The 17,361-nt window shown below is 36.1% G+C and carries 15 protein-coding genes; 9 read left to right on the top strand and 6 right to left on the bottom strand.

Annotated features, from left to right (window positions below):
- Nucleotides 1-77: 77 nt before the first annotated feature.
- The gene (locus A0F92_RS09470) at nucleotides 78-1,349 is read right to left on the bottom strand and encodes a peroxiredoxin family protein (protein WP_253810327.1); all 1,272 of its coding nucleotides are present in this window, start codon (nucleotides 1,347-1,349) and stop codon (nucleotides 78-80) included.
- Nucleotides 1,346-2,707 carry a GH1 family beta-glucosidase gene (locus tag A0F92_RS09465; protein ID WP_068244833.1) on the bottom strand — a complete coding sequence of 454 codons (1,362 nt, stop codon included), beginning with the start codon at nucleotides 2,705-2,707 and terminating at the stop codon, nucleotides 1,346-1,348. Before A0F92_RS09465 ends, A0F92_RS09470 begins: the two co-directional genes overlap by 4 nt.
- A gap of 124 nt (nucleotides 2,708-2,831) precedes the next feature.
- On the opposite strand from A0F92_RS09465, the gene A0F92_RS09460 reads away from it, so the two are divergent.
- The 4 genes from A0F92_RS09460 to A0F92_RS09445 are packed head-to-tail and all read left to right on the top strand — an operon-like array spanning nucleotide 2,832 to nucleotide 7,452.
- Nucleotides 2,832-3,455, top strand: coding sequence for a TetR/AcrR family transcriptional regulator (locus A0F92_RS09460; RefSeq protein ID WP_068244831.1), 624 nt, complete (start codon nucleotides 2,832-2,834; stop codon nucleotides 3,453-3,455).
- Nucleotides 3,456-3,478: 23 nt separating this feature from the next.
- On the top strand, nucleotides 3,479-4,525 hold the full coding sequence (locus tag A0F92_RS09455) for an HlyD family secretion protein (protein WP_068244829.1): 1,047 nt from the start codon (nucleotides 3,479-3,481) through the stop codon (nucleotides 4,523-4,525).
- Nucleotides 4,526-4,534: 9 nt separating this feature from the next.
- Complete coding sequence (locus tag A0F92_RS09450) at nucleotides 4,535-6,121, top strand: DHA2 family efflux MFS transporter permease subunit (protein WP_068244824.1); 1,587 nt, start codon at nucleotides 4,535-4,537, stop codon at nucleotides 6,119-6,121.
- A 47-nt stretch (nucleotides 6,122-6,168) separates the two neighbouring features.
- Nucleotides 6,169-7,452, top strand: coding sequence for a TolC family protein (locus A0F92_RS09445; protein ID WP_068244818.1), 1,284 nt, complete (start codon nucleotides 6,169-6,171; stop codon nucleotides 7,450-7,452).
- A gap of 70 nt (nucleotides 7,453-7,522) precedes the next feature.
- Here A0F92_RS09445 and A0F92_RS09440 read toward each other — a convergent pair whose 3' ends face one another.
- Nucleotides 7,523-7,906, bottom strand: a complete 384-nt coding sequence (locus A0F92_RS09440; RefSeq protein WP_068244815.1) for an SET domain-containing protein — start codon at nucleotides 7,904-7,906, stop codon at nucleotides 7,523-7,525.
- An 83-nt stretch (nucleotides 7,907-7,989) separates the two neighbouring features.
- Here A0F92_RS09440 and mgtE point away from each other — a divergent pair, with 83 nt between their 5' ends.
- The gene (gene mgtE, locus A0F92_RS09435; RefSeq protein WP_068244812.1) at nucleotides 7,990-9,399 is read left to right on the top strand and encodes a magnesium transporter; all 1,410 of its coding nucleotides are present in this window, start codon (nucleotides 7,990-7,992) and stop codon (nucleotides 9,397-9,399) included.
- 4 nt (nucleotides 9,400-9,403) lie between these two features.
- On the opposite strand, the gene A0F92_RS09430 is transcribed toward mgtE, so the two are convergent.
- A complete protein-coding gene (locus tag A0F92_RS09430) occupies nucleotides 9,404-11,242 on the bottom strand; it encodes a UbiD family decarboxylase (RefSeq protein ID WP_068244809.1) in 1,839 nt (612 codons plus the stop codon).
- A gap of 178 nt (nucleotides 11,243-11,420) precedes the next feature.
- Between A0F92_RS09430 and A0F92_RS09425 the strand changes: the two genes are divergently transcribed.
- Together A0F92_RS09425 and purE are read left to right on the top strand one after the other, a co-directional pair.
- Nucleotides 11,421-12,152 carry a pyridoxine 5'-phosphate synthase gene (locus tag A0F92_RS09425; protein ID WP_068244806.1) on the top strand — a complete coding sequence of 244 codons (732 nt, stop codon included), beginning with the start codon at nucleotides 11,421-11,423 and terminating at the stop codon, nucleotides 12,150-12,152.
- Between the two features lie 10 nt (nucleotides 12,153-12,162).
- Nucleotides 12,163-12,684, top strand: coding sequence for a 5-(carboxyamino)imidazole ribonucleotide mutase (purE, locus tag A0F92_RS09420; protein ID WP_068244913.1), 522 nt, complete (start codon nucleotides 12,163-12,165; stop codon nucleotides 12,682-12,684).
- Here the strand turns inward: purE and bshC are convergent.
- Together bshC and rimO are read right to left on the bottom strand one after the other, a co-directional pair.
- Nucleotides 12,681-14,279, bottom strand: a complete 1,599-nt coding sequence (gene bshC, locus A0F92_RS09415; RefSeq protein WP_068244803.1) for a bacillithiol biosynthesis cysteine-adding enzyme BshC — start codon at nucleotides 14,277-14,279, stop codon at nucleotides 12,681-12,683. The genes purE and bshC overlap by 4 nt on opposite strands.
- A gap of 68 nt (nucleotides 14,280-14,347) precedes the next feature.
- On the bottom strand, nucleotides 14,348-15,655 hold the full coding sequence (rimO, locus tag A0F92_RS09410; RefSeq protein WP_068244910.1) for a 30S ribosomal protein S12 methylthiotransferase RimO: 1,308 nt from the start codon (nucleotides 15,653-15,655) through the stop codon (nucleotides 14,348-14,350).
- A 190-nt stretch (nucleotides 15,656-15,845) separates the two neighbouring features.
- Here rimO and A0F92_RS09405 point away from each other — a divergent pair, with 190 nt between their 5' ends.
- Together A0F92_RS09405 and A0F92_RS09400 are read left to right on the top strand one after the other, a co-directional pair.
- Nucleotides 15,846-16,829 (top strand): class I SAM-dependent methyltransferase, encoded by a 984-nt coding sequence (locus A0F92_RS09405; protein WP_253810325.1) that lies wholly within the window; start codon nucleotides 15,846-15,848, stop codon nucleotides 16,827-16,829.
- A gap of 95 nt (nucleotides 16,830-16,924) precedes the next feature.
- Complete coding sequence (locus tag A0F92_RS09400; protein WP_167516987.1) at nucleotides 16,925-17,356, top strand: hypothetical protein; 432 nt, start codon at nucleotides 16,925-16,927, stop codon at nucleotides 17,354-17,356.
- Nucleotides 17,357-17,361 lie beyond the last annotated feature (5 nt).

Raw genomic sequence — 17,361 nt, 5'->3', positions numbered from 1 at the left:
TACATGATTTCATTTACCCGCAAATGTTGATAGATAAAGTTACAATCCGTTGCTTAAAATTTCACAAATACTTAGAATTATTCTGTAGTACTATTTTGCTGCAACAAATATTGTATAGTATGTTCAAAATCTTCCTGAAATTTTTTATAATATTCACCTGAACCCGGGCCATAAAAGCCGGTATCTATTTTGGCAACTTTCCCATCTTTACCAATAAAGATAAGCGTTGGAAATACTTTAATGGACTGTAAAGCCGGTAAAGTTTTCTCTGTTTTCAAACTATCATTTACCGCTGCGCCTGTAATTAAAATGGGATATTGTACATTAAACCGATGCTGAAATTTTTCAAGACTGGCTTTTGATCGGTTAAAGTCAGTACTCAATTCATAAGCCAAAGCAATGACTGCAAGGCCTTTATCTTTATAGGCATCATAAAACTTACTGAGGAATTGTGTTTCATCCATGCAGTTAGGGCACCAGGAACCCATAATTTGCAAAACCACTACTTTATTTTTAAACGCAGCATCCTGCAAAGAAACCGGATGATGATTTAAATCGGGAAAAGTAAAATGCAATGTTGTTTCACCGGGTTTCATATAAGTGGCAGCAATTGAATCGGGCAATTGTGCGTTGCTGTTTTTAATAGCAGAAAATTTTTCAGTAGCCGTAGCATCAGAATAAAAAAAACCATTTTTTAAAATGGTGTCGTTTTCAGCAATGGCCTCAAAAAGATAAGCATGGCCTCCATCAAAAGTAGAGAGCTTTAATGTATCGCCGGTTACAATTCCACTCAGGTATCTGTAATCGCCACTGGGTGTTAAAAATGTACCTGTAATATTGTTACCGTTTTGTTTAAATTCAGCAATGGCAGGCCGTAAAGTTCCGTTGGGTCTGGTGAATGTTACCTGCCATCTGCCCGATAAATTAGCAGAAGCAGGGCTTGTTTGTTGAAATTTATCTGGTTGAACCGTTGCTGTAAAAGGTAATTCAACAGGTATTGTGGAGGTTTCTTTTTTCCAAACCCCCTGCCATAAATCAGGTGCCAGTACTTTGGCTTTAAACTGCGATTCAAATACAGGCATCTGTATAAAAACAGAATCGTTTCTGAATTGAACACTGTCCACCAAAAATTTATCCGAACCATTTAACAGATACAAAACGGCTTTGTGCTGCAGGGTAGCCAATTGAAAATTAAATACTATAGTATTCCCATCCGGACGTTTCATACCCGCAGTCCAAATACTTTGGGCATTTACTTGTTGTGTAACAAAAAAAGTAATGAAAAGAAAAAATAAAATGAATTTTCGTTGTTCGTTTTGCATTATTGCTTTAATCATTGTTTTAATCATTGTTTTGTGTTTAATAAAAATTGCTGCCACCAGAAACCTGAATTTTTGATGGTACGTTGTTGCGTTTTAAAATCAACATGTACCAACCCAAATGGAGCCTGAAAACCTTCTGACCATTCAAAATTATCGGTTAATGTCCATACATAATATCCTTTTATAGGTATTCCATCTTTTTTTGCTTGTAACAGTGCCCCTAAATAACTCTTAAAATATGCAATACGCTGCACATCATGAATCATACCATTGTGCAGTTTATCTTTAAAGCAGGCACCATTTTCAGTTATAATCATTTTATTTACATTCGGATAATCTGCGAACTGTTTTAAAATATTATAAAAACTTTTTGCATTAATTTCCCATCCCAAATCAGTATGCGGTACTTTACGTTTGGCAGCTTTCACCTCAATAGCCTGCACATAAGGAATCATAGCCTGATGGGCTACCGTAACGGGAAAATAATTTTGAAGGCCGATAAAATCAAAATCAAATTTCATCCTTTCGGTATATTTCCATGCTTTGGTATAAAGGTGTAATCGATCCATTAAAATAAAATCATCCGAAGGATAACCCATACCCAAAGCAGGTTCAATAAATAATCGGTTTAATAAAATATCCATTTTTTTGGATGCCACAATATCTGCTTTTTTTTCTGAAGCCGGTACAACTTCACTGCACGAAAATGTGATACCAATCACTGCGTCTGGCACCATTGCACGAACAATTCTGCCGCCTTCAGCCTGAGCCAATACCGCATTATGTACAGCAGCAAAAAATTGTTGTATACCCGATTTCCCTGGTGCATGTTTACCCAGCATATACCCCAATGAGGTAAACCCCATTGGTTCATTCAGAATAATCCACTGCTTTACTTTATTGCCATATTCGTGCATACAAACCGTAACATATTTTGTAAACCATTTAAGTAAGGAATGTGAAGTCCATCCACCCTCCTTTTGCAATGCCAATGGTAAATCCCAATGATAGAGAGTGATACAGGGTGTTAACCCTAAAGCAATACATTCATCTATAACATGATGATAAAAAAGAATTCCTTCTTTATTCACAGAACCGGTTCCATTCGGTATAATTCGGCTCCAGGAAATTGAAAAACGAAATACTTTAAATCCCATCTGTTTTACTAACTGCAAATCATTTTTATAACGGTGGTAAAAATCGCAACACTCATCAGGTTTGGCATTCCCCTTAATTTTTCCGCTACGAATGGCAAACTGGTCCCAAATGGAGGGGCCGCGTCCATATAAATTATGAGCACCTTCATTTTGTGCGGCTGCAATGGCAATACCCCATAAAAAATCAGAACCAAAATCTGCTGCATTGAACGATGTAGCTGTATACATATTAATTTGAATGTCCTAAAATTCCATGATTATTTTGATATACACATTAAAATTTGATAAAAATAAATCAAACGTTTGTTTAATTCAAACATTTGTTTAAAATTTGCATTTTAATAGTTACACTATGAGTATAGACAAGAAGGAATTGATTATGCAAACCGCCATTTCCCTTTTTTCAGAGAAGGGATTTGAGGGTACATCCATTCGTGATTTAGCACAGAAAGCAGAAGTGAATATTGCTATGGTAAACTACTACTTTGGTTCAAAAGAGAAATTGTTTGAAGCCATAGTAGAAGAAAAGGTTCGCTATATAAAGGGGCGAATTGAGGATTTGGAAAATGATAAAAACCTTACTGAAATTGAAAAAATTGATTTAATTATAGAAGCTTATGTAAATCGCTTCTTATCCTATCCAGATTTTCATAAGGTAATGGAACAGGAAATGCTGGTATCGCAGCGAGAAGATTTGCATCAAAAAGTGATTGAGGTTGTTACACAGAACATCAACAATTTTACAAAAATTATTGAAAAAGGGATTCGAAAAAAAGTATTTAAAAAGGTAGATGCTCCCCTCCTTTTTGCCAGCATTATTGGAACCATTAATCAGGTACTGAAATCGAAACAAATTTGTTGTGTATATATTTTCAGAGAAAGTAATAAAGATTTTAATCCTTACTCCAATGAACAATTTAGGAAACGACTCGTTACACACATTCAACAAATGGTTCATTCTACATTATTACAATAATAAAAAATAAATCATCAAAATAAATGGAACAGCAAGCACAGGAACAAAAGAAAAAATCACCCATCAGATTAATTATACTCATTGCGGTTTTATTGGTGGCAGGATATTTTATATTCGATAAAATAAAATTTGCACTAACCCATGAAACTACCGACGATGCAGAGGTAGAGGGGCAAATTACACCTGTTTTACCGAGGGTTTCAGGTTATATTAAAACATTGTATGTAAGAGATTACGACAGTGTAAAATCCGGACAACTGGTGGCAGAAATTGATGATGCAGATTTATTGTTGCAACTGAAAGAAATGGAGGCTACTTTGGCTCAAACAAAAATAGATATTGTAAATGCCAGAGCTACTTTAAATAATGCATTGGTTGCTTTAAAAGTAAACAAAGGAAATATTGACTTAAGCGAATTAAGACTGAAGAAAGCGCAACAGGATTTGGATAGAGATAAAAATTTATTTGCAGCAGAAGCCATTACCAAAAAACAATTGGATGACTCGCAGTACAATTACGAAACAGCTTTGCAACAATACCAAAATTCGCATAAAGATTATAATGCAGCCGATAGCAGATTGGCAGTTTTAAGAGCTTCTGTTGAAAAAGCCGAAGCATCTATTGCTGTGCAACAAGCAAAAATTGACCAACAAAAACTGAAATTAACTTACACTAAAATTTTTGCACCACAATCGGGAAAAATTGGCAAACGAAATGTTAGCGAAGGCCAGTTTGTGCAAGAGGGTACCCCATTGTTTTCGATTGTTGACAATAGTACTTATTGGGTAGTGGCCAATTTTAAAGAAAACCAGCTTCGCCATTTATATAGAGGCAAAAAAGTTGAAATTAATATAGATGCTTATCCGAATTTAAAAATTACAGGAACCATTGCCAATTTAAGTGATGCTACAGGTGCCAAATTTGCCTTGCTTCCTCCAGATAATTCTAGCGGCAACTTTGTAAAAGTTACCCAACGTGTGCCTGTTAAAATAAATTTCGACAATATTGATCAATTCAAAGATTTATTGAGGGCCGGTTTAAGTGTATATGTAGTTGCTAATAACAAATAAAAAAAATTCATGGCTACACCAAAAGGATTTGCCCGTACCATTATTGTGTTAACTACCGTTACGGCAGCCGTAATGGAATTAATTGACACATCTATTGTAAACGTGGCTTTAAATGATATGAGTGGAAGTTTGGGCGTAAGTATAGAAGATATTAGCTGGGTAATTACTTCTTATGCCATAGCAAACGTAATTATTATTCCCCTAACAGGATTTTTAGCAGAATATTTTGGCCGTAAAAATTATTATCTGGTATCCATGGTTATTTTTACAGCAGCATCATATATGTGCGCTCAATCATCCTCACTGGTTGAAATTATTGCGTGGCGTTTTGTGCAAGGTATTGGTGGTGGTGCATTACTATCCACCTCCCAAGCTATTTTATTCGATGCATTTGAACCACAAGATCGGCCAATTGCTTCCGGATTGTTTGGGATGGGTGTTGTGTTAGGGCCAACATTGGGGCCAACATTAGGCGGATATATTATAGACCACGCTTCCTGGCCGCTTATTTTTATGATCAATATTCCAATTGGTATTATTGCTACCATGCTTACCTTTTACTTTATTGAAAAAAAGGAAGGGGAAGGGAAAAAGAAAAAATCTATACATATCGATTATAACGGTATACTATTGCTGGCAGCAGGCATTGGTTGTTTACAATTTGTATTGGAACGTGGTGAAGCTGATGATTGGTTTAGTAGTGAAGCCATTCGTATTTGCTCTGTTATTGCAGTTATAAGTATTGTAGGCTTTATTATTTATGAGCTAAGTATTAAAGAGCCTGCAGTAAATTTAAGGGTATTGGGTAATCGTAATCTGGCATTTACTACCATATTTACATTTGTTGCAGGATTAGGATTATTTACATCCGTATTTGTATATCCGGTATTGGCACAACGGATACTGGGTTTTACAGCTTATGAAACCGGTATTTCTTTACTGCCTCCTACCCTTATGGCCGTTGTAATGTTACCCATTGTAGGTAAAATTATGAGTAAAGGAGTTTCACCCATTCCATTTGTAGTAGCAGGTTTTTTATTGTTTGCTGCTTACAGTATATTAACTTCACAAGTTAGTCCTGATGTAGGAAAATGGGATTTCTTTTTCCCATTATTGTTGAGAGCCATTGGCATTTCAATGGTACAATTACCACTTATTAATCAGGCAGTAGCCGGACTTGAACCCAAAGATTATGCTGCAGGTATTTCATTAAATAATATGATCCGGCAATTAGGCGGTGCCTTTGGTATTGCTATGGCCAACAATTATATATCGCATCAATATGCGCAACATAGAAGCGATATAGTAAGCAATATGCCTGCAGGGTCACCATTATTATTGCAGCGTGTGCAAACTATTGCAAATGGCTTGATTTCTAAAACAGGTGCCGGCTTACAAGATGCAACCCATCAGGCTTATGGTTTTGTTAATGCTTCGGTAGAAAGACAATCCTATTACTTAGCTTATCTGGATACGTTTAGACTAGTGGCAATATTTTTTATAATAGTAATACCATTAGTGGCATTTTTAAGAGTGAAAAAACAAAGTACTGCTGAAAAAGCAGCTATGATGAAAGCAGCCAGTGAAGCACATTAAATAAATGAGGTAATATTTAAAATGTAAAATGAATTAAAATACGGAAAATGAAAAAATATAATTTTTTAATATTATTTGTTTTAATGGCTTTCTTTTGCCGGGCACAAGTACAGGTAAACACAGAATTAAAAAATTTAATTAATCAATCTTTTACTTTTTATCCCAAAGTAAAAGAAGTAAATAATACCATTAGTACTGCACAAGAAAAATTAGAACTCACCAAACTGAATAATATGCCGGAAATTACCGGTAATGCCAGTTATGCATACATACAACCTAAAATCACCATTCCTTTAGGTGGTACTGATTTTCAGTTTGCACCTGTTAACAGTATGAATGCCAGTATGAATGTGCAATATGCATTATTTGATTTTGGAAGATTGAAAGCCAATATTGAAAAATCGAAAGATGAATTGCAAACTGCCACACATAATCTTGCAAATGTAAAATCGCAATTAGCCAATCAGGTTTCCATTATTTATTATAATATGATTTATTTGAAAAAAGCAATTGCAATTCAGGATAGTGTTTTAAAGTTTTTAAATGACAATAAAAAAATAGTAGATGCAAAATTAAAAAATGGCGATGCACTTAAAATTGATGTATTGAATATACAAGCCGCAATTGATAATGAACAAAACAGAAAAGTTGATCTTCTAAATTCATTACAAAAGCAACTCAATTTACTGGCATATACTACCGGCACCAATTTTGAAAATGGAACAACATTCGATTTTGATTTAACAACCCCCAATAATATTGATGATTTAATCAGCATTGCACAAGCCACCAATATGGATTTTTTTATTATGAAAGATAAAATAAAAGAGGCTTTAAGCGATGTAAATATTGCCAAACTTTCCAATAAACCAATAGTAGGTTTACAGGCAGCAGCAGGTTACAAAAATGGATATGTTCCTGAAGTTGAAAATCCCCGTTTTAATTATGTTGCAGGTGTTGGAATCACCATTCCTATTTATAATGGCGGTAAAATCAAACAGCAGGTTAAACTGGCACAAAATATTGTAAAACAAAATGAATTGGCACAGGAAACTTTAAATAACAATTATCGAAAAAATATTCAGCAAGCCCTTACCGATATTAAAAGTAATATGGAACGAATTCAAAATACAACCGGACAAATTGAAGAAGCTGTATATGCAGAAAAATTAGCCGCTTCCCGGTTTTTAAATGGTACAGGCACCAATTTAGAGTTAACCAATGCCAGTACCAACGTGCAAAGGGCTGCTTTAACCAGATTGCAATATGAATACCAATTATGCCTGGCTAAAATTGAATTAGCACGACTAATTGGCTATCAGTATTGGTAATTTTTTTATAGTTGGGTTTTGGTGAATAACGGGGCTGTATTCTTACAGCCCCTTTTATAACTGTATCACATTACTTTGCATCGAACCAAATTTTTGTTGTATCATTTGGATTTGCATTGTAATTAATAAAAATCTCATCGCCTTTATTAATTTTTTTTACAGTAGTAATCGTCATTAATGCGCTTTCAAAATCCATCGTATAATCAGCATTAGCATCATAATCATGATTGTATAAAGATAGATAGCCTAACCCTAATGCTGCCAGCTTCCGCGACCTACCCCACTCAAAAATGTAATTATATAACAAAGTTTGCTCTACAATCAAACGTTCCTGCTTACTAAAAACCAACACCGGTGAAATTTCAATAATGGTTCCGGATGGTATAACGGCTAAAGCAAATACTCCTCTCCCTCCTTTTGGAGAGGGTGCTATGATTAAATCTGGTAATATCATTTCTTATTCACTAATGTAGGCGAAGTTAGCAGAATTCAGTATCTCAAATTTTTTCTTCCTCTGTTAAAGGCTTAAATTGCAATATGGCTGCAATTTTTAAAAAAAATATTTCCAAAGAAGATCAATTCCTGCATTATCTGCAATCTGATAACAAAGAAGGGCTTTCCTATTTTTTAAATAACCTGCATATCAGCGATGTTGTTGAATTGGTGAACCAATTTCCGGATGAAGAGGCTACCATCCTCTCTAACATGTCTATTCACCGAGCCATCAATGTTTTTAAAATTTTAGATATTGCGCAACAGAAAGACATTATTAAAGCCTTACCACCTGCCAAAACTGCTGAATTACTGAATGAATTGCCACCCGATGACAGAACTGCTTTTTTAGCAGAATTGCCCAATCATATTATTCGCGATTTAATTAAACTACTCAATCCAGAAGAAAGAAAAATTACATTGGCTTTATTAGGTTATCCGGAAGATTCTGTAGGCCGCTTAATGACACCCGACTATGTGTATGTATATGAATACAATACCATAGAGGAAGTTTTTGCTACTATCCGAAAATTTGCCAAGAATAGCGAAACCATTGATGTTATTTATGTCATTAACCAAAAGGGGAAATTATTAGATGATATACGTATTAAGGATATTTTATTGGCGCCACCCAACGCTTTGGTTTCTGAAATTATGGATGGAAGAGTCATTACATTGAATGTACATGACGATCAGGAATATGCCGGTAAAATTTTTAAAATGAATAACCGGGTAGCTTTACCGGTAGTGGATGACAATAATATTTTATTGGGCATTGTTACCATTGATGATATACTTTGGGTAACCAATGAAGAATTTAGTGAAGACATACAAAAAATAGGTGGAACGGAGGCATTAGATGAGCCTTATTTGGATATCTCTTTTTTTAAACTCATCAAAAAAAGAGTAGGATGGCTCATCGTTTTATTTTTAAGTGAAATGCTAACTGCAACAGCGATGGCCTATTTTGCCGATGAAATTGAAAAAGCTGTTGTTTTATCCATATTTGTTCCACTCATTATGTCGAGTGGCGGCAATAGCGGCTCGCAGGCCTCTACCCTTATTATTCAGGCAATGGCAGTGGGCGAAGTTTCTTTAACCGACTGGTGGCGGGTAATGCGCAGAGAAATTAGCAGTGGAATTATTTTAGGAAGTATCTTGGGACTCATTGGTTTTATCAGAATTGCATCCTGGCATGTTTTAATGCAGCATGGCATTATTCAGGACTTATATGGTACCCACTGGTTGTTAATTGGATTTACGGTTGGAGTAAGTTTAATTGGAGTGGTTTTATGGGGAACCCTATCCGGCTCAATGTTACCTATGTTGCTTAAAAAATTGGGGGCCGACCCTGCAGTTTCTTCCGCGCCTTTTGTGGCAACATTGGTGGATGTTACCGGCCTGATTATTTATTTCAGTGTTGCCTATCTTCTTTTAAGAGGCATATTATTGTAACAGCTTATACAATTCCATATAAACTTCCGCTTTTTGCAAAAAGCGGATCGATTTTTTTATTGGTTTCCGGCAATACTTCAACCGGAGGAGCATGATGTGGTTTAATGCGTGCATCAATTACCAATGGTCCTTTGCAACCCCAATGTTTGTTTTCAATAAAGGCACCAATACCATGTATATCATGCGATGGATTGGAACGTGTAAAGGTAACCCACAAAAAATTGTTGAGGGTAGCCGCAGTAAATGCACTGCTGTCACATAATACAATACAAGCCACATCAGACAATGTATTCCATCTCTCTTTGAGTTGTGTTTCTAAAATTTCTAAAGTTTGTTTTGCTGCATCTGTATCTGTATAAGGCTGTGCTGTTATGGCAATAACCCCGGGTATTACCAGTTGCGCATTTTCAAAAGAATGGAGTTCTTTTAATTGAACAGGCACCTCAGTGCATAAGCGCCTAATTGGATTTCCGTATGCAGCAAATACTACCTTACTGCCTTTGTTGAATCCTGCTCCGCTGTAATCCAATGTATCAATACTGGTATTGGTATAAAAATGCACATCACGGGTAAAATCAATTCGCTCCAATACAAACTGCATAAATTCAGGTACGTTAGATGTAGTTAACTGTTTGGTATCATCAGCAGTAATGAATAAAAATTTAGCCAGACTCAATTGGCCGGTTCCCAAAATATGATTGGCAATGGTTAAAATTTCTACAGGCTCTCTGGCAGGATTAAATGGCGTATATCTTTCGCTGCCAATAGCCAGCAACAAAGGATGTACACCTGCAGCATCCACTGCATGAATTTCACGCACACCCGGAATTTCCTTTGTAACAGCATTACCGGTAAGTTCATGAATTAATGCTCCAAAACTGGTATCTTCCTGTGGTGGCCTGCCTACAACCGTAAATGGCCAAATGGCATTTTTCTTTGCAAATACCTTATGCACTTTCATTACAGGAAATGGATGTTTCAAACTATAATAACCTAAATGGTCACCAAATGGTCCTTCCGGTTTGTTTCCTCCCGGCATTACTTCACCCGTAATTACAAAATCAGCATCAGTACTAATGGCAAATCCATCTACATAGGTATAACGAAATCTTCTGGCACCCAATGCCCCTGCAAAAGTCATTTCGCTTATGCCCTCTGGTAATGGCATTACTGCTGCCAAACTATGTGCCGGCGGGCCACCCACAAAACAGCTTACTTTTAATGGAACGCCTTTTGCATTGGCTTTTGTTTGATGAATACCAATACCTCTGTGTAATTGATAATGCAACCCAATTTCTTTATTCAATACATAATCATTCCCTGTTAATTGAATGCGGTACATGCCAAGATTAGCATGCATAATGCCAGGTTGTTCAACATCTTCCGTATACACTTGCGGAAGCGTAACGAATGCCCCGCCATCATTAGGCCAGTGCTGTATTAACGGCAAATCACTGATTTGAATTTGATTAGCTAATACCGGCTTTAGAATGGGATTTTTTAAGGGAAATGCTTTCAATGCAGCCCATCCGGTGTATAAATATTTAAAAGGCGATTGTAAAGCTTTTGCAGGATTGTCTTTTAACTCAATTAACTGCTGTACTAACTGAAAAGTATCTCTAAAAATAAATTTACTGCGTTCAACTGTTCCAAAAATATTCGATGCAGCTCTAAACGGTGTACCCTTTACATGCTCAAATAACAATGCAGGCCCGCCGGCAGCATGCACCCTTAAATGAATAGCAGCCATTTCTAAATGCGGGTCAACCATTTCTTTAACACGCACTAAGTGACCGTTTTTTTCTAAATCCAGAAGGCAGGTTTCTAATGTGGCATACGACATAACAGTTAAAACAATTGTACGTTTAAAATGTTCTTTGCGAAGTTAGCATTGTTTTAAATGAACTACATTACCATTTAACTCCTTTTATTCCGTTATCTATAAAAAGGCAATCTATATCAATCATTCTCTGCAGCATTTACATTTTTTATAATTACTTTGCAAAAAATAGTGCAATTGTATGCATACCCGCTTAAGTGTTAATATAAACAAAATCGCCACTTTACGCAATGCCAGGGGCGGCAATAATCCCAATGTAGTCAAAGCCGCTATCGATGCACAGCTTTTTGGTGCAGAAGGTATTACTGTGCATCCCCGACCTGATGAACGGCATATTACTTACCAGGATGTGTTGGATATTAAAAAAGTGATTATTACTGAATTTAATATAGAAGGAAACCCATCTGAACAAAAGTTTGTTGAGCTGGTGCTGGCTGCTAAACCAGATCAGGTAACATTAGTGCCCGATGCCACAAAACAATTAACCAGCGACCATGGCTGGGACACGATTCAACACAAAGATTTTTTAATAGATATCATCGGCACATTTAAAAAGGCAGGAATCCGGGTATCAATTTTTATAGACCCGGATTTAAAAATGGTAGAAGCCGCAGCCAAAACCAATACCGACAGAATTGAATTGTATACAGAAATGTATGCCCGTGAATTTGCTGCAGGGAAAAAGGAAATGGCTATTCAACCCTATCAGTCAGCTGCAAAATTAGCGTCCACCTTAGGTTTGGGTATTAATGCAGGGCACGACTTAGATTTATATAACCTTCACTATTTCAGGCAACATATTTCGAATTTGGATGAGGTGAGCATTGGCCATGCCTTAATTTGCGACGCATTGTATTTGGGTTTTGAAAATACCATTCAATTATATAAGCGGCAATTACAAATTGCAGTATAAAAAAAATGATATGGAAACAGGAAACATTAAAGTAGGTATTGTAATGGGAAGCGACAGCGATTTGCCCGTAATGCAGGCTGCTGCAGATATGCTAACACAATTTAAAATACCGTTTGAATTAACCATTGTTTCAGCACACAGAACGCCTTTGCGTATGGTTGAATATGCTCAAAAAGCAAAACAAAGAGGCTTAAAAATAATAATTGCCGGTGCCGGTGGGGCGGCACATTTACCCGGCATGCTGGCTGCCATTACGCCATTGCCGGTTATTGGCGTACCCATCAAATCATCCAACTCAATAGATGGGTGGGACTCTATTTTATCCATTCTGCAAATGCCCAACGGTGTGCCGGTAGCTACAGTTGCCTTAAATGCTGCAAAAAATGCCGGTATTTTGGCCGCAGAAATAATTGGTGCTTTTGAACCCATTACAGGTACTTTGGTAGAACAATATAAAAATCAGTTAGAACAGGAAGTAAAAGAAAAAATTTCTAAAATAAAATCAGACTGGGTAAATCAGTTTGATATTTAAGACATTGCAATAATGCCCATTTGCTGCCCAAATGATTTTGAAGCTGCATAAATATGATGAAATAATTCAGGGCCATGTTTTCCATATAAGACAGAAAAATTCTCCACACGCTCCTGCAGATTATTATTAGGAAATAATTGTGTTTTAATGTTGGCAATTCGTTGCATATCAGTTGCATATTTTCGCCTTTCTGCTCTTGCCATTTTTTTCTCTAATTGTTCAATTTTTTCAATGGCCCGATGCTGTAATACCTGAACATGTGTAGTTAAAGCACTATCTGCTTTAGCAGCATGTGCCGAAATGAGCGCATAAATAGCGCTGATTTGCGCTATCTCATCATTTAATGATAAAGAATAATCGCTATGCCTTTTTGCATATTCATTTTGCAAATGCAATACCGGTTTAAATAAATCTTCTACACTAAATTGCAACGAACGCCAAATTTCCAACCGACGTTCTTGTATTAAAACAAACGAATTGCGCAACAATAACATAGGATAAGGCACGCCTGCCGATTCAAAAACCCGCTTTAATTCTAACCAATAAGCCAATTCGCCACCGCCACCAATAAAAACAATATTGGGTAACACAGTTTCCTGAAATAACCCCCTTAAAATAACATTTCCACTAAATCGTTCGGGATGCTGTTGCAGTTCTTCCAATATAGCTTCTTTACTAAATTGCAAACCGGCTTTTTTTACAACAAATACATTATTTTCCCATTCAATGCGTTCCCGATAGGTATCCATTAAATAAAATAAATTAATACTTCGCCCTTGTGTTTGAATGGGATAATGCTGCTGCATTTCCCGGATGGTAGCTTCCACTGCCTGATGCGAAAACTGTTCAGTCAATTCTTTAACAATAACCGGTTCAAATACTTTTTTTAAACGGGTATTATCGGGTATTACAATCAGCAAACCAAAATCAGCAAATAAAGCATGCGCCAGTTCTAAAGTTGCTTGTTGTATTGTTTTGCCTAACGTATAGGCATTTGCGAACAATGTACTTAATGCTTTACCATACGGTAATACATCAATTTGCCCTTTTATTTCCGTAATCAGTTGCAGAAAAGGCTGATCTACCTTCATTCTGCCTACTGCACCTGTTTGTTTGGTTTGCCAGGTAAGTTGTTTGCCATCAATGGTAATGGTTCCCAATTCATCCAAATCAGCATCTTCACTACCCATGTAGTAAAAAGGAACAAAACAATATTGGGGCAATTGTTCTTTTAAATAATCAGCCAGTTGAACAGCGTGTATTATTTTGTAAATAAAATACAATGGGCCGGTAAAAATATTAGGTTGGTGGGCCGTTGTAATGGTAAAGGTATTTTCGCTCAAAATAGCCGCTAAGTTATTTTGCTGTAGCGGGGTTAGGGTTAAACCTGCATATTGTTCCACCAAAACATCATACAATAATTGACGATGATTGGTTGTTTGTTGCCGTGCCTGAATAGCGGCCTGAATACCTTCTATAGAAACTGCATGTTGATAAAAAGGGCTTAAGCTTTTATTTTGTTGAACATAATCTACTGCAATTTTAGAAAAAAAACCGGTAGACTCAATTGGTAAATAACGATACGTTGCTTCCATGCATTAATGCTTGTTTCTATTAAAAAAGGTAATAAAGGCAATCAGCGCAATTATTTCAATTCACAGTATTATACCAGTTCACCTTCAATATCATAATCGTATGCTTTAGTAATACATACATTAACAAATTCACCAATAGAAAGTTTTTGATCAGTTGAAATAATTACTTCATTATCCACCTCAACACTATCAAACTCTGTTCTGCCAATATAGCGTCCGGCTTCTTTTTTATCAATCAGCACTTTAAAAACCTGCCCAACTTTTTCCTGATTTTTCTCTAAACTAATTTCCTGCTGTACCTCCATTATTTCCTGTGCTCTTTGTTGTTTTACTTCAGCAGGTATATTGTCTTCTAAAGTATAAGCGCCGGTATTTTCTTCATGGCTGTATGTAAAAATTCCAACTCTGTCAAAGCGGTGATCTTCCAGAAAAGATTTCAATTCTGTTACATCTTCTTCCGTTTCTCCCGGAAAACCTGCAATTAGTGTTGTACGTAAACATATACCCGGTACTTCCTCCCGTATGGTTTTAATCAATGCACTCATTTCTTCTTTAGTGCTGTTTCGGCGCATGGCCTTTAGCATGTTATTGCTGGCATGCTGCAAGGGCATATCTAAATAATTGCAAATGTTTTTCTTTTCACGCATTACAGCCAACACTTCCAATGGAAATTTATTGGGATATGCATAATGTAAACGTATCCACTCCAACCCTTTTACATCAGCCAATTGTTCTAACAAAATATGCAATGATCGTTTTTTGTATATATCTAAACCATAATAAGTTAATTCTTGTGCTATGAGCATTATTTCCTTTACCCCTTTTTTTACCAACGCTTCTGCTTCGGCAATAATGGCTTCAATAGGCTTACTAACATGGCCGCCCCGCATCAGGGGTATGGCACAAAAAGCACAGGTTCTGTTACAGCCCTCACTAATTTTAAGATAGGCATAATGTTTTGGCGTACTTAATAAGCGTTCGCCCAATAGTTCAGATTTGTAATCGGCACCCAATTGTTTTAAAATTAAAGGCAGTTCCATGGTACCAAACCAGGCATCAACTTCGGGTATTTCCTGTTCCAAATCATTTCTGTAGCGTTCACTCAAACAACCTGTTACATACACTTTATCTAATTTCCCTCTACGTTTTAATTCTACCTGATTCAAGATAGTATCAATACTTTCTTCTTTCGCTTTATCAATAAATCCGCAAGTATTTACCACTACAATATTATGGTCGGTTTTTATGTTTTCATGCACCACCGGAATAGCATTGGCCATCAATTGCCCACTCAGTACCTCACTATCCACCAGGTTTTTACTGCAACCAAGTGTAATAATGTTAATTTTATTTTGTTTCAGTGTTTTTGACTTCATATTCGGCGCAAAGGTAGTTGATATTCTAAAGCATATAACGATGCTGTTGAAGATAATTTTGTTACCGGCTTCAGCACTACTATGTAACACCGGTTGCATCGCACACTTGTACGGCAACCATTCTATTCAGCAAGGCTACCGTAGAAAAATTTTATCTATTCATTAAGTATTGCACTTAATTTTGGGCTTTATGAATACACCCAATGAAAGCCCTTTCAGCTCCATTCTTTCACCTCAAAAAGCTGCAATGTTTGAGAACCGCTTAATGAAGGTTTTTAAACACAAATATAAAATTGCAAAAAAACAAAATATTACCTGCTGGCGGGTTTATGATCATGATTTACCAGAATTTCCTTTTTGTATTGACTTGTATGAGGATAAAGTGTATTTAGCCGAATACCAGCGCAGGCACCAGATGACAGAGGAGCAGCATACGGAATGGTTAGAGGCTTGTGTTGCTTTGATAAGCAAATATCTTGGGATAGCCAACGAAAATATTTACATTAAAGAACGCAAAAGAAAGGCCAACCGAAACGATCAATATGAAAAAACAGGCAATACCAAACAATATTTTACTGTTACAGAAAATGGGTTAAAATTTTTAGTAAACTTAACCGACTACTTAGATACCGGCTTGTTTTTAGACCACCGCATTACCCGCCAAATGGTTCGCAACGAGGCTGGTGGCAAACGTGTTTTGAATTTATTTGCTTATACCGGTTCTTTTTCAGTGTATGCGGCAGCAGGAAAAGCTGCAAGTGTTACAACAATTGATTTATCGAAAACATATTTACAATGGGCTCAGGATAACTTTTCGATTAACCGATTGAAAAATGCAAACGCATTTCATTTTATACATGCTGATGTAAAACCATACTTAAAAACTTTGCCACCCAATAGTTTTGATTTGGTAATCATGGACCCGCCCACTTTTAGTAACAGTAAAAGAATGAAGGATATTTTAGATATACAACGTGATCATGTGGAGTTATTGAATGATGTGCTGACTGCATTACCCACAGGCGGTAAAATATATTTCAGCACCAATTTTACCCGATTTGTGATAGATAAGGACAATATTAGAGCCGCTGCTATTAAAGACATTACAAGAGCCACAACACCATTTGATTTTGAAGGGAAATTAAAAAGATGGTGTTACCTTATTGTAAAGTAAATGTTTAGCTTAGCATATTTTAATTTTAAAAGCAGCGGCACATTCTTTAATTTTACAAAATAAACAGCATGTCAATCAATTTTAAAAATTCATCTATGGAGTACACATATCAACAAACCACTCTCTCAAAACATTTATCAGTTGGCGTTTTGGCAGGTTATCTGTTAACAATTTTTAATCTGTTTTACGATTTTTTATTGCGTTCATTAACCAATTTTACTTATTCAGAAATTGTAAATGTTTCGTCAATCATATTCTCTTCCATGTTGTTTATGATTATTGCCAGTTTAATATACCATTTCTTGTTTGTAAATTTTAAAATGGCCGGTGCCACTATTTATATGATTGGTTTTGGAGTATTAACCATTTTTCTTTTTATAGCTGCCAGCCATATTGGCAACAAGTTTGCAATTCCAATTTATAATGATGCATTTCGTATGCAGTTTATGGGTTATGCTGGAATATCAGGCGGATTTGCAACATTGGTCATTCCTTTTATTTCCCGGGCATTCAAATACATATTTTAAACAAT

The sequence above is a fragment of the Hydrotalea flava genome, from assembly GCF_001623405.1.
Taxonomy (GTDB): Bacteria; Bacteroidota; Bacteroidia; order Chitinophagales; family Chitinophagaceae; genus Hydrotalea; species Hydrotalea flava.
The sequence above is the reverse complement of the archived record's forward strand: the minus strand, read 5'-3'. Positions and strand labels throughout refer to the sequence as shown.